Annotated in this window: 11 protein-coding genes; 6 read left to right on the forward strand and 5 right to left on the reverse strand. The window is 61.2% G+C overall.

What is annotated here, in order from left to right:
* Positions 1–37: 37 nt before the first annotated feature.
* Together CFE47_RS09445 and CFE47_RS09450 are read right to left on the reverse strand one after the other, a co-directional pair.
* On the reverse strand, positions 38–901 hold the full coding sequence (locus CFE47_RS09445; RefSeq protein WP_286836459.1) for a fatty acid desaturase family protein: 864 nt from the start codon (positions 899–901) through the stop codon (positions 38–40).
* Positions 902–976: 75 nt separating this feature from the next.
* Positions 977–1,747, reverse strand: a complete 771-nt coding sequence (locus CFE47_RS09450) for a MipA/OmpV family protein (RefSeq protein ID WP_286836461.1) — start codon at positions 1,745–1,747, stop codon at positions 977–979.
* Between the two features lie 241 nt (positions 1,748–1,988).
* Here CFE47_RS09450 and CFE47_RS09455 point away from each other — a divergent pair, with 241 nt between their 5' ends.
* Genes CFE47_RS09455 through CFE47_RS09480 form a run of 6 tightly spaced genes read left to right on the forward strand, consistent with a single transcriptional unit; the run spans position 1,989 to position 9,246 of the window.
* Positions 1,989–2,690 carry an MtnX-like HAD-IB family phosphatase gene (locus CFE47_RS09455; RefSeq protein WP_185707625.1) on the forward strand — a complete coding sequence of 234 codons (702 nt, stop codon included), beginning with the start codon at positions 1,989–1,991 and terminating at the stop codon, positions 2,688–2,690.
* Positions 2,683–4,077, forward strand: a complete 1,395-nt coding sequence (locus tag CFE47_RS09460) for an aspartate aminotransferase family protein (RefSeq protein ID WP_286836463.1) — start codon at positions 2,683–2,685, stop codon at positions 4,075–4,077. Before CFE47_RS09455 ends, CFE47_RS09460 begins: the two co-directional genes overlap by 8 nt.
* Positions 4,074–4,940 carry an alpha/beta hydrolase gene (locus CFE47_RS09465; protein ID WP_286836465.1) on the forward strand — a complete coding sequence of 289 codons (867 nt, stop codon included), beginning with the start codon at positions 4,074–4,076 and terminating at the stop codon, positions 4,938–4,940. Before CFE47_RS09460 ends, CFE47_RS09465 begins: the two co-directional genes overlap by 4 nt.
* 16 nt (positions 4,941–4,956) lie before the next feature.
* Positions 4,957–6,081, forward strand: a complete 1,125-nt coding sequence (locus CFE47_RS09470) for a GNAT family N-acetyltransferase (protein ID WP_286836467.1) — start codon at positions 4,957–4,959, stop codon at positions 6,079–6,081.
* Positions 6,081–7,859: a HAMP domain-containing sensor histidine kinase gene (locus CFE47_RS09475; protein WP_286836469.1), complete on the forward strand. Its 1,779-nt coding sequence runs from the start codon at positions 6,081–6,083 to the stop codon at positions 7,857–7,859. The genes CFE47_RS09470 and CFE47_RS09475 overlap by 1 nt, the downstream gene beginning before the upstream one ends.
* Positions 7,849–9,246 (forward strand): sigma-54-dependent transcriptional regulator, encoded by a 1,398-nt coding sequence (locus CFE47_RS09480; protein ID WP_286836471.1) that lies wholly within the window; start codon positions 7,849–7,851, stop codon positions 9,244–9,246. The genes CFE47_RS09475 and CFE47_RS09480 overlap by 11 nt, the downstream gene beginning before the upstream one ends.
* Before the next feature lie 113 nt (positions 9,247–9,359).
* Here the strand turns inward: CFE47_RS09480 and CFE47_RS09485 are convergent, their stop codons facing one another.
* From CFE47_RS09485 to aauS, 3 genes are read right to left on the reverse strand one after another with little or no spacing between them, the layout of a single operon-like run.
* Positions 9,360–9,698, reverse strand: coding sequence for a GlpM family protein (locus CFE47_RS09485; protein WP_286836473.1), 339 nt, complete (start codon positions 9,696–9,698; stop codon positions 9,360–9,362).
* A complete protein-coding gene (gene aauR, locus CFE47_RS09490; protein WP_286836475.1) occupies positions 9,698–11,035 on the reverse strand; it encodes a two-component response regulator AauR in 1,338 nt (445 codons plus the stop codon). The genes CFE47_RS09485 and aauR overlap by 1 nt, the downstream gene beginning before the upstream one ends.
* Positions 11,032–12,933 (reverse strand): two-component sensor histidine kinase AauS, encoded by a 1,902-nt coding sequence (gene aauS / locus CFE47_RS09495; protein ID WP_286836477.1) that lies wholly within the window; start codon positions 12,931–12,933, stop codon positions 11,032–11,034. The genes aauR and aauS overlap by 4 nt, the downstream gene beginning before the upstream one ends.
* Positions 12,934–13,039: the final 106 nt, after the last annotated feature.

Genomic DNA, 13,039 nt, shown 5'->3' on the forward strand with positions numbered 1-13,039 from the left:
ACGCTTACCTGGCACACCGCCGCGCGTACTGTCAGGGTTATTTACGGTGTGCAACCAGGAAACCCAAGCCGTGGGACACCGGCAGCGTCTTGACCCCGGCTTCACGCTGTTGCTCGGCGATCTCGCGGTGAAACGCCTTCACTTTGGTCCAGTGCATCTTTGGCCGGTAGTGATGCTCGGCGTGATAGCCGTTGTTCATCCAGATCAGGTTGTACAGCACGCTGTAGGAACTCACGCCCCAGGCAATCGGCAGGTCCGGGTTGCCGCCGAAGTGTTCGTAGTAGCCATTGAGCGATGACAGGCACTGGCCCAGGTACCAGAACGGCAGCAGCCACAGCACCGCCTGCCAGTTGTAGAACGCCAGGGCGATATAGAACGCCACCGTCACGACGATTTCTACCTTGACCCAACGTGCGTCCGCCGGGCGTTTGCGCTTCATTTCGTCGTAGAACGGCTTGGGATCGTCACGGAAAAAGCTCAGGAACGTGTAGGCCCACGGGTTTTCCGGCTGGCCATTTTTGCCGCGCTGGTAGATCGACAGCGGGTCGATGGTTTGCCCATCCGGCCCCGGTAGGTCGGCGTTGCCACGGTGATGGCGGTTGTGGATGTCGCGGTACAGCGTCTGGGAAAAACCGATGGTTACCGACAGCAGCAGGTCGAAGGCACGGTTCACTGCGCGATGGGTGAAATAGGCATTGTGGATCTGGTTGTGGGAGATGCTGTTGATGCTCCACGACAGGCTCACCGCGTACACCAACGCCAGCGGCACCAAGGCCCACCAGCTCAGGCTATGGAAGGCTGCGACCAACCAGATCACAAAGGCGAAATGCGCCAGGCCCATGGCAATGGGGATCAGGTCCCACAGCGAGTGATGGAGCAGGCGGTAAGCGGGGCGAGCCATGAAGAACGTCCTGGAAAAATGGATTCAGGGGCGTTATTGCAAGGCTCAGACCAGTTTGTAAAAAAGTGTGTGGTTTTAGTCGAACTTGTAGCTGATCGCCGTCTGCACCTGGCCTTGGTTCACGTCGCCGGTCTCCTTGACGATGGTGCTGTTGGCCGCCGAGCCCACCAGGTGGACCCAGCTGGCGCTGGTCAGCAGGGACCAGTTGGAGGCCAGTGGGAATTCAAAGCTCTGGGTCAGCGTGAGGTTCTGGAAGCCCGCGCTGGCGTTGTAGGGGCGAATGCCGGAGGCCGCGGATTCGTCGGCATCGACGCCGAAATAGGTCTGGGTTTGGCGGGCGTCGGCGAAGTGCGCCATCAGGCCGCTGCTGCCGATAATTCCGCCACCCAGCGGGTAGCCCAGCTCGCCGCCGAGTTTGCCGACCACGCCACTTTGGTCGCGCCCGCCGCCGACGGTTTGGCCCATCTGGGCGTACACCCGCCAGAACTCGGCCGGTGCGTACTGCACAAAACCACCGACTTCGGCCATGTCCGAGACGTTGCGCAGGCCCTGCAGCGAGCCATTTGACGTACGCCCTTGCAGGTAGTTGATGTAGGGGCCAGCCGTGAAACCGTTGGTGTTCAGCGCGCTCCAGGTCAGGCCGTCATCGGTGCTCAGGCTGACGTTGCCCCAGTCCAGGTCCAGGTAGGGCACGGGACGTGTTTCGTAGCGGCTGCCGGTAGGGTCGTGGGGTTGATAGCTGAGGCCCGCGCCCACTTCACCGGTGATCGGATCGGCCAGGGCCGTGCTGGAAAAGCCCCACAGCCCCAGCAAACCGATGAATACAGCAGAACTGACCTTGAGCATGAAACGGTTTCCTTGTGTGGACATGCGCGCATGAACGCGCGAAGGGCCCCCCTCGCGCAAGCACTCATCTTGTTTGTAGCAAGCTCCAAAAATTGTAGCTTGTGCGACACATATCATCATCGATACCTGCCAAACCCCCAGCCCCGCTGGGCGATCGCCAGTTGGCACACTCCCTGCTGTACACCCTCTGCAAGCGCACAGAGCGCTCTCTTCCAAGGCCCTTCACCTCAAGGAAAGGCAGATGATCCACTGGCATATCGTGTGTGACTTCGACGGGACCATTACCCCCACCGATGTCATCGACAACGTCCTCCAACGCTTCGCCGGCCCCGAGTGGGAAACCATCGAACAGGAATGGCTGGATGGGCATATCGGTTCACGCGAATGCCTGAGCCGCCAACTGGCGCTGATCAAGGCCACCCCAACCGAACTGCTGACGTATTTCGACAGCGTCGAGATCGACCCGGACTTCCCGGACTTCGTCGACCACGTCATGGGCTTGGGCGCGACCATCGAAGTGGTCAGCGACGGCATCGAGCAAGGCATCGCGCGGATCCTGTCGCGCAACTACGTGACCTTGCTGCCGATCCTCGCCAACCGCCTGCGCCAAGTCGACCAGAACAGCTGGCGCATCGACTTCCCGTATTCCAGCGATGCCTGCCGTGCGGCCTCCGGCAACTGCAAGTGCAAATCCACGCCGCGCAACAAGCGCGTGCTGGTGATCGGCGACGGCAAGTCCGACATGTGCGTGGCCTCGACCGCCGACTTCGTCTTCGCCAAAGGCAGCCTCGCCGACTACTGCGTGACCCACAACATTCCCCATGCGCGCTTCGACACGTTCGCCGAAGTGCCTGCATTGCTGGCCCAACTGCCTCAAGGCATTGCTGCCAACGCCACCACCTTTACTGCTGCTGACAATCAGGAACTCTTCCACCATGTCTGATATCCGTATCGCTACCGCCGAAGACCAGATTCTTCTGGATAAAGAAGCCAAGTATTGCTCCTACGGCGACACCGTTCACTACATCGAGCCACCGCGCATTTTCAGCCGTTGCGAAGGCTCCTACGTGTGGGACACCGAAGACCAGGCCTACCTCGACCTGCAAATGTGGTACTCGGCTGTCAACTTCGGCTACGCCAACCCACGCCTGAACAATGCACTGAAACAACAGATCGACACCCTGCCGCAAATTGCCAGCCAGTACCTGCACAAAGGCAAGATCGAGCTGTCGGAAATGATCGCAGTCGACGCCAAGAAAAAGTTCGGCCTCGACGGTCGCGTGCACTTCAACGTTGGTGGTTCGCAGTCCATCGAAGACTCCCTGAAGGTCGTGCGTAACGCCACCAACGGCAAGAGCCTGATGTTCGCCTTCGAAGGCGGCTACCACGGCCGCACCCTCGGTGCATCGTCGATCACCTCCAGCTACCGCTACCGTCGTCGCTACGGCCACTTCGGCGAGCGCGCGCAGTTCATCCCGTTCCCGTACCACTTCCGCGGCCCTAAAGGCATGACCAAGGAAGAATACGGCAGCCACTGCGTGCAGCAATTCGCGCGTCTGTTCGAGACTGAATACAACGGTGTGTGGGACCCGAAAGTCGGTTCCAGCGAATACGCCGCGTTCTACGTCGAGCCGATCCAAGGCACCGGCGGCTACGTGATCCCACCGATGAACTTCTACCGCGAGTTGAAGCATGTGCTGGATCAGCACGGCATCCTGATGGTGTCCGACGAAATCCAGATGGGCTTCTATCGCACCGGCAAACTGTGGTCGATCGAGCACTTCGACGTGCAGCCGGACGTGATCGTCTTCGGCAAGGCGCTGACCAACGGCCTTAACCCACTGGGCGGCATCTGGGCCCGTGAAGAGTTGATCAACCCGAAGATCTTCCCACCAGGTTCGACCCACTCCACCTTCGCCTCCAACCCACTGGGGACGGCGGTAGGCCTGGAAATGTTCAAGATGACCAGCGAAGTCGACTACGGCGCGATGGTCATGGCCAAGGGCAAATACTTCCTGGAAGGATTGCAAGACCTGCAAAAACGCTTCCCGATCATCGGCGACGTCGACGGCCTGGGCCTGGCGCTGCGCTGCGAAATCTGCGGCCCGGACGGTTTCACCCCGGACAAGGCGACCCTGGACTACATGGTCGAAGAAGGCATGAAAGGCGACATGATCGTCGATGGCCAGAAACTCGGCCTGATCCTCGACGTGGGCGGCTACTACAAAAACGTGATCACCCTGGCACCGTCCCTGGAAATCAGCTACCCGGAAATCGACCTGGGCCTGAAACTCCTGGAACAACTGCTGGTGCGGGCAACCAAACGGTGAGCAACATCGAGATCGACCTCGGTGAAGGTGATGCCGGCTTCGTTCTCGGTGAAGGTCCGGTCGGGATCCTGCTGATCCACGGCCTGACCGGCACCCCGACGGAATTGCGCCAGGTCGCCAAGGGCCTGGCCAAGGCGGGCAACTGCACGGTGTACGTGCCGACCCTGGCCGGGCATTGCGGTGGCAACAGCGACCTGCAGGCTACCGGCTGGCTGGACTGGTACGAAGGGGTGCGCAAGACCTTCGTCCAGGTCAAGCAGCGGCACGAACAGGTGTTTGTCGGTGGCTTGTCCATGGGCGCGGTGATGTCGATGTACGTGGCGTCCGAGCACCCTGGCCAAGTGGCCGGGTTGCTGATGTATTCCACCACCTTGAAGTACGACGGCTGGAGCATTCACAAGCTGGCGTTCCTGACGCCGTTGCTGATGAAGATTCCGTTCGGCGTGCATATCTGTCGCTTCGAAGAGAAGCCGCCGTATGGCATCAAGAACGAGCGCCTGCGGGCGATCGTCGAGCGCCAGATGAAGGAAGGGCACAGCAGCGAGGCGGGCTTGCTGACGATGGAGGGCATCACGGTGCGCGAGTTGCACCGGATGAACGCCGTGGTCAAGAAGCGCATGCCCCAGGTCAAGGTGCCAGCGTTGGTGCTGCACTCCATCGAGGATGACATTACCAGCCGCTGGAACGCCGATTACGTGGAGCGCCACCTCGGTGGTCCGGTGACCAAGATCCTGTTGGACAACTGCTATCACATGATCACCGTCGACCTGCAATACCGCCGCGTGATCGAGTTGAGTGCCGAGTTCATCGAACAACATGCCCACGCCATCGAGGCACCCGAAGACTATCGACAGCGGGCGTAAGCCTTAAGGACCTGACGTGATAACCGCCCAAGCCTTCTCGACTGTCCGGGCCATCCAGCGCAGTGCCTGGAACGACTGTTTCCCCGGTGCCCTGGAGGACTGGGACTATTACGTTGCCGTGGAAAACGCCGCTATCGATGACTTCCGGTGGCGTTACCTGGCTGTTTACGAAGATGGAACGCTGGTGGCGGTAGCTGCCGCGTTCATCACGCATTATCGCCTCGACACTACGGTGTCGGGCGCCGGCAAGCGTTTGACCGAACGCCTGGAGCGACTGTGGCCGGGTGTTTTGCAGTTGGGCCTGTATGCCATCGGCTCGCCGGTGGCCGAGCGCTGCGACGCAGGTTTTGCCAGCAGCGTGCCCGAGGCGCATCGCCCGCTGCTGCTCAAGCATGTGCTCGCGGCTGCACGCCAGGATGCCGACGAGTTCGGTATCGGCCTGGTGGCGGTCAAGGACGCGCCGACCAACGACCCGCACTGGGCAGAAAGCTGCCGTGCCGCGGGTTTCCAAAGCATGCCAAGCCTGCCTACCGGGCTGTTGCCGCTGCCTTATGGCTCGGTGGACGCCTACCTCGGTTCGTTGGGTAAATCCACCCGCAAAGACCTGCGCCGCAAACTGCGAGCGCCGGGGCCGCGGGTAGAGTGGCGGCGCAACATCGACGATGTGTTGCCCGAGATCATGCGCCTGTACGAAGCCACGCTGACCCGTGCCGACCTGCAATTCGAACGCTTGCCTGCCGGTTACTTCACCGGGGTGCTTGAACGCCTTGAAGAACGTGCGGTGTGTGTTCTTTACTGGGTCGACGAGCATCTGGTGGCATTCAACCTGATCCTGGTGGACGAGCACCGGCTGGTGGACAAGTTTTTCGGGCATGACGTTGAGTTCACCCGTGAATACAACCTGTACTTCCGCAGTTGGCTGACCAATGTCGACTACTGTATTCAACACAATATTGCGTTGTACGAGTGCGGGCAGGCCGGGTATGCCAGTAAGCTGCGCCTGGGCTGCGAGTTCCAGGGCAACAGCCTGTTTTTCCGGCACCGTAACCGGCTGGTGAACGGCCTGCTCAAAGTAGTAAAAATGTTTATTCGACCGGACCGTTCCGACCCTGCCATGGCTGCTGCGATAAGCGAAACCTGATGATCACCAAGACCCGCCAAAAAGCCCGCCCCTTTGCCATATCGCGCTGGAGCGTCCAGCGTAAGCTGGTGCTGGCGTTCTGGTTGGTCAGCGTAATTCCCACGATGATTGCGGCGGAGTTGGCGGCGACCACGCTGTCGCAGATTTTCGACAGCAACGTGCGCATCTGGCTGCAGGAGTCGACCAAGATCGTCAAGGACGAGATTGGCGACATCCTTCACGACAACGCGCGCATGGCCAAATTGTTCCTGCGCTACACCAGCCCGCCATCGTCCAGGCAGGCCGCCAAGCATGATCGACTGACCGCCGACATTGCCGACGCCACGGACATTGACGTGGTGGCGCTGATTCGCGTCAGCGACCACAAGGTGGTGTTCAGCACGGCTGCCGATGACATCGTCAAGCAGATCAACCTGACCAGCAACGCCGTGTTGCAGACCGTACAAGTAGCGGGGGTGAGCACGGGGCTGGTGGTCTCGACCTTCGAGACCAACCGTGACGGCGAGGACTATTTGTTGCTGGTGGCGACCTACCTGGACAGCAGCTTCCTCACCAGCGTGGCCGATGTGCACTCCCTCGACCTGCGTCTATACCTGGCTAACCCTGAAGGGTTCTCGGAGATTTTTTCGACCCAACGCTTCGTGGATCATCCCTCGCGCATCCCGAAGAGTGTTGAAACCGAGATGCGTAGCACCAAGCAACCCAGCGAGCAATTCACCAGCAAGTACAGCGGCCTGTACTGGCCGATCTTCAATGATGCCGGTGAGCTGCAAGGCGTGATTTTCAGCGGGCTGCTGCGCCATACCAGCCTGGTCGGGCTGGTGAACCAGAGCAATCTGTTCGTGCTGATTTTCTTGCTCAGCTCAGCGCTGTCGCTGGCAGCCGGGGTGTTGGTGTCGCGGCGCCTGACCAAGCCGCTGCGGGACTTGTCACAAGGCGTGGATGCGGTGATTTCCGGCAATTATGAACACCGTGTGCTGGTCAGCGGCGGTGACGAGCTGGCGCAATTGAGCAGCACCTTCAACCACATGACCGAACGCCTGGGTGAACTGCATCACCTTGAAGCCCAGTTGCGCCGGCGCGACCGCTTGCACGCTCTGGGTGAAGTCGCTATGGGCCTGGCCCACGAGATCCGCAACCCGCTGGGCATCATCAAAACCGCCACGCAGCTGCTGCATCGGCGTGCCGATCTGGCGGAAACCGACAAGCGCCATCTGGAGTACGTGATCAGCGAGGTCAGCCGAATCAACGACCTGATTACCGAGTTCCTCGACTTCGCCAAGCCCAACCCGCCCATCCGGGTGTTGCAGGCGGCGCGTCCGCTGGTGGATGAAATCCTCGGCTTCTGCGCGCCGGAGCTCGCCAGCCACACCATCGACGCACAAATCGATGACCAGGCGCCGGATGCGAAGATCTACGCGGACGCCAAGCAACTCAAGCAGGCCTGCCTCAACCTGATTCTCAACGCCATCGACGCAATGCCCGAAGGCGGGCGATTGATCCTGGGCATTCGCAGCGTGGGCGACAACACCTTGATCAGCATCGCCGACACCGGCCAGGGTATCCCGGCGGATATGATCGAGCGCATCTTCACGCCATTCGTCACCACCAAGGCGTCCGGCACCGGTTTGGGCCTGGCCAAAGTCTATTCGATCATGGAAAGTCACGACGGCAGCATTGAATGCGCCAGTGAGAAAGATGCCGGCGCCACCTTCAGCCTGTACATTCCGGCTCAGGGTGACGATGACGGAGACGACGAGGAAGGTCATGACGCATAACGTATTGGTAGTCGATGACGAGCCCAAGCTCTGTGACTTGCTGTCGTCAGCCCTGAGCCAGAGCGGTATCCAGGTGTTCACCGCCGGTAACGGCCTGCATGCGCTCAAGGTACTGGAACAGGAAGACATCGACCTGGTCATCAGTGACTGGCGCATGCCGGGCATGGACGGGCCGGCATTGTTGGCCGAGATCAAGGTGCGTTACCCGCACTTGCCAGTGATCGTGATGACGGCGTACAGCACGGTGAAAAATGCGGTGCAGTCGATGCGCAACGGCGCTTACGACTACATCGCCAAACCGTTCGATATCGACGAGCTGGACATCACCGTGGCCAAGGCCCTGCAGTTTCGCGACATCATGCGCGACAACGCCCGCCTGCGCGCCGAACTGGACGAGCATGCGCAATTCGACAGCCTGGTGGGCGACAGCCCGGCGTTTCGCAAAGTGCTGCAAGCGGTGGATTCGGTGCGCGACAGCAGCGCCACCATCCTGCTCACCGGCGAAAGCGGCACCGGCAAGGAAATGGTCGCGCGGGCTATCCACAAGCACGGCAGCCGTGCCGACAAGCCCTTTGTGGCGGTCAACTGCGCGGCCATCCCCGAAGGCTTGCTGGAAAGCGAAATGTTCGGCCATCGCAAAGGCGCGTTTACCGGAGCTGTGTCGGACCGGGTAGGGCGCTTCCAGCAGGCTGACAAGGGCACGCTGTTTCTCGATGAAGTAGGCGATATGCCGCTGGCGTTGCAGGCCAAGATCTTGCGCGCCTTGCAGGAACGGGTGATCGAGCCGGTGGGCGATCCGCGTGAGCGCAAGGTGGATGTGCGAGTGATCGCCGCCACCAACAAAAACCTGCTGGACGCGGTGGCCAACAAGGAGTTTCGCGAAGACCTGTATTACCGCCTCAACGTGTTCCCGATCCCGCTGCCGGCATTGCGCGAGCGTGTGGAAGATATCGCGCCGTTGGCCCGGCACTTTGCCCAGACCTTGAGCGCTACCGCCGGCAAACGCATCACGGGTTTCAGCCCCGAGGCGTTGCAGGCCATGGCGGCGTATCACTGGCCGGGCAACATTCGTGAACTGCAAAACTGCGTGGAGCGGGCGACGATCGTCGCGGCCACGCCGGTGATCGAGGACATCGACCTGCCGGGGTATCTGTTTGCCTCCAAACCGAGCGAGGGTGATGTGACAGCGATTCTCAGCGACGGCCCCGGCATTCCCCAGGACCTGGATGCGGCGTTGGCGGAGGTTGAGAAGGCTTATATCCTGGCCGCCTTGCACGAGAGCAACGGCGTGCAGGCCGCAGCGGCGCAGAAGATCGGGATATCAGAAAGAAGCTTCTGGTATCGCCTGAAAAAGCTGGGCATTCAAGTCGACAAGATCGTACGGTGATCTAAAGGTGGGAGCTGGCTTGCCTGCGATAGCGGTGTATCAGCCCACCCATCTTGCACAGACATACCGCCATCGCAGGCAAGCCAGCTCCCACAGTTTTTGACCGAGTTGGGTCAGGTGTGCAGGCGTATCCAGACGCTGACCAGCACGGTAGCGGCGATCAACCACGCCACTGCTGCTACCGCCAGCGACGCCTCCAACCGCATCCGATCCACCATCACGTACAACGTCGCCAGGTACACAAAGTACGGAATGATCGACCACATCCCGAACAGGATGGTGGTCTTTAAATCCTCCACCGAGCGGCCCTTGCCGACGATGTAATGGGCGATCAGCGCAAAGGTCGGAAACAGCGGCACCAGACCTGCGATGTAGTAGTTCTTGGTCTTGGCCAGCGCCGCCAGGACCAACACCATTGCTGCGCCAAGGGCGGCCTTCAATAGCAGATCCATCAGTGGCTCAACCCGTATTTCTTGACCTTGTCGAACAGCGTGGTCTTGGCCAGCCCCAGTTCCTGGCTCGCCTGGGTCAAGTTGCCGCCGCTGCGTTGCAAGGCATCGCTGAGCAGGTTGCGTTCGAAGGCTTCCACCGCTTCGGTAAAGGCCAAGCCACCGCTGCCGCCGCCGGCGCCGCTTTTCTTGAAGGCGGGCAGGCCAAGGGCGAAACGTTCGGCGACGTTGCGCAGTTCGCGTACGTTGCCCGGCCAGTCGTGGCTCATCAGGGTCGACAGGGTCTGGTTGTCCAGCTCCGGCACACTGCGGTCGAAACGTAGCGACGACTGCTGCAGGAAGTGTTCGAACAATTGCAGGATGTCTTCACGGCGCTCGCGCAGCGGAGGCAGTTCCAGGGTGACCACGTTGAGGCGGTAATACAGGTCGCTGCGAAATTGGCTGGCGCGGCTCAGCTCGTCGAGGTCGGACTTGGTGGCCGCGATCACCCGGCAATCCACCGCTACGCTCTGGTTGGAACCCAGGCGTTCCAGGGTGCGTTCCTGCAACACGCGCAGCAGTTTTATCTGCAGGTTGATCGGCATGCTTTCCACTTCATCGAGGAACAACGTGCCTTCGTGAGCGTGCTCGATCTTGCCGATGCGGCGTTTGCCGGCGCCGGTAAAGGCGTTGGCTTCGTGGCCGAATATCTCGCTTTCGAACAGGTTCTCCGGCAGGCCGCCGCAGTTCAGGGCAACGAACTGGTGATCGTGGCGGCGGCTGAAATCATGCAGGCAACGGGCGACCAGTTCCTTGCCGGTGCCGGTCTCGCCTTCGATCAAGACGTTGGCCGAGGTGTCGGCGACGTTGGCGATCAATTCGCGCAGGTTCTGCATGGCCGGCGAGCGGCCGATGATGCGGCCTTCCAGGGAGTCGCGCTCGGCCAACTGGCGACGCAGCGACCAGACTTCACGTGCCAGTCCGCGTTGTTCCAGGGCGCGGCGGGCCACGTCCACCAGGCGTTCGGGGGAGAAGGGTTTCTCCATGAAATCGTAGGCGCCGTTGCGCATCGCGCCGACCGCCATGGAGATATCACCATGGCCTGTGATCAACACCACCGGCAGGCTTTTATCCAGGGCCTTGAGGCGGGTGAGCAACTCCAGGCCGTCGATGCCCGGCAAGCGGATATCGCTGATCACAATGCCCGCGAAGTTCTCGCCGATGCGCTTCAGCGCCTCTTCGGCACTGCCCACGCCGACGCTGGGAATGTCTTCCAGGGTCAGGGCCTGCTGGCAGCCGAGCAGCACATGGGGATCGTCTTCGACAATCAGGACGGTGAGGTCTTTAGGGTCAGTATTCATGTGGACTCAGCTTTTTGAGCGCCCACCAACGGCAGGCACAAGACAAAGGCAGTACCACCACCGGCGGGGTGCTCCACGGCGAGGTTGCCGCCGGTGGCCGCCGCAAGGCTGGCGGACAGGGTCAGGCCCAGGCCCAGGCCTTGCTCGCCGGGTTTGGTGGTGAAGAACGGTTCGAACAAATGCTTGCGCGCCTCGGGGTCGATGCCGTGGCCGTTGTCGCGCACCAGCAGGCGGTATTTACCTTCGCTGGTGCTGCCTTCCAGCCACAGTTGCGGGGCCGGCTGGGCTTGCATGGCGTCGAGGGCATTGCCGATCAGGTTGACCAGAATCTGCTCCAGGCGCGTCTGGTCGATCTGCAATTGCGCGGGGGAAAAGTCGCTGTGCAGGGTTAGCGGCAGGCTGTCCAGGCGTGCGCCGAGTACCTGGAACGCGGCATCCACCGCTTTCGTCAGGCTGGCCTCGCCTTGATCGTCACCGCGCCGGGCAAAGGAGCGCAGGCTGGCGGTGATGCGGCCCATGCGGTCGATCAGTTCGTTGATGGTCTTGAGGTTGGCGCTGGCGGTGTCCAAGGCGCCGCGTTCGAGGAAACGCACGGTGTTGCCGGACAAGGTGCGCAGCGCGGCCAAGGGCTGGTTGAGTTCATGGGCGATGCTGGTGGACATCTGGCCGATGGCCGCCAATTTGCCGGCCTGCACCAGTTCGTCCTGGGCGCGGCGCAGGGTTTCTTCGGCCTGGCGTCGTTCGCGGATCTGGCCCTTGAGCCGTTCGTTGCTGGCGCGCAAGTCGGCGGTGCGTTCGGCAATCCGACGCTCCAGCTGGCTGTTGGCTTCCTGCAAGGCTTCCCGCGCAGCGAGGCGGGTGGCGATGACCTTGCGCCGCTCATTCCAGGCAATCAACAAGAACGCCACCAAACCAAAAGCGACGGCCACCAGGATGCCCTGGTTGATCGCGGCGCGGCGCAGGTCATTCAGGGGCGTGAGCAGGGTGAAGTTCCACGGCGTGTCGTTGAGCGGACGCGTCTGCGCCAGGTAGCTGACTTCGTGCTCGTCGTTGACCACTTCGCTGTTGGCCGGGAACGTGAGCTTCTCAGTGCCTTCGTTGAGGCGTTCGCGGGCCAGGGGTTCGAGTTCGTTCAGCGTGGCCCAGTAATATTGCAGGCTGTGGGCCAGGCGCTCTTTAGTGTCATCGCTCAGCGGCCGCACGGCTTTGAGGCGGCGGGCCGGGTCGCTGGAGAGGATGATGATGCCGTTCTCGTCGCTCACAAAGGCCTCAAGGCGAGCGCGCTGCCAGCGTTCTTCCAGCGCTTCTAGGCGCACCTTGACCACGGCCACGCCGATGATTTTGCCGTGTTCTTCCAGGCCATGGGCCAGGTAATAACCGGGTTCACCGTTGGTGCTGCCGATACCGTAGAAGCGCCCGGGTTGGCCACGTACGGCATTCTGGAAATAGGCACGGAAGGACAGGTCTTCACCCTGGTAACTGTCGGCATCGCGCCAGTTACTGGTGGCCAGCACACGGCCGGTGGTGTCCATCACGTAGATGGCCCGGCTGCGACTGCGTCGGTTCAGGCCTTCGAGGTAATCGTTGACGGTCTTGCGGGTTTCCTGGCTCGGGTCGGCCAGCAACTTGGAAACGCTGGACTCCAGCTCCAGGAGGCTGGGCAGGTAGGTATATTTGCTCAGTTCGCTTTCGACGGTACGGGCGTGCAGCTCCAACTGGCGTTCGCCGGTGTCGCTGAGGGTGCGGATGCCATAGTACTCACTGACCCAGAAGCCGATAAAACCCAAGCCGATCATCAGGGCGACGATCAACGGCGGCAGGAACAGCTGGCGAATCAGACGAGGCTTCACGGCAAGTGATGGCGGCGCGGCGCGATATTGATTGGGGTCGCATTTCATCACAGATGCCTTGGGTCAACCAGAGCTGTTGGCCCCGCCACGAACCTGCTTATGTGGGAGCTGGCTTGCCTGCGATAGGATCGCCGCGGTTCTATTGATAGACCGA

Source organism: Pseudomonas sp. PGPPP1, from assembly GCF_002255865.1.
In the GTDB taxonomy this organism is placed as follows: Bacteria; Pseudomonadota; Gammaproteobacteria; order Pseudomonadales; family Pseudomonadaceae; genus Aquipseudomonas; species Aquipseudomonas cremoris.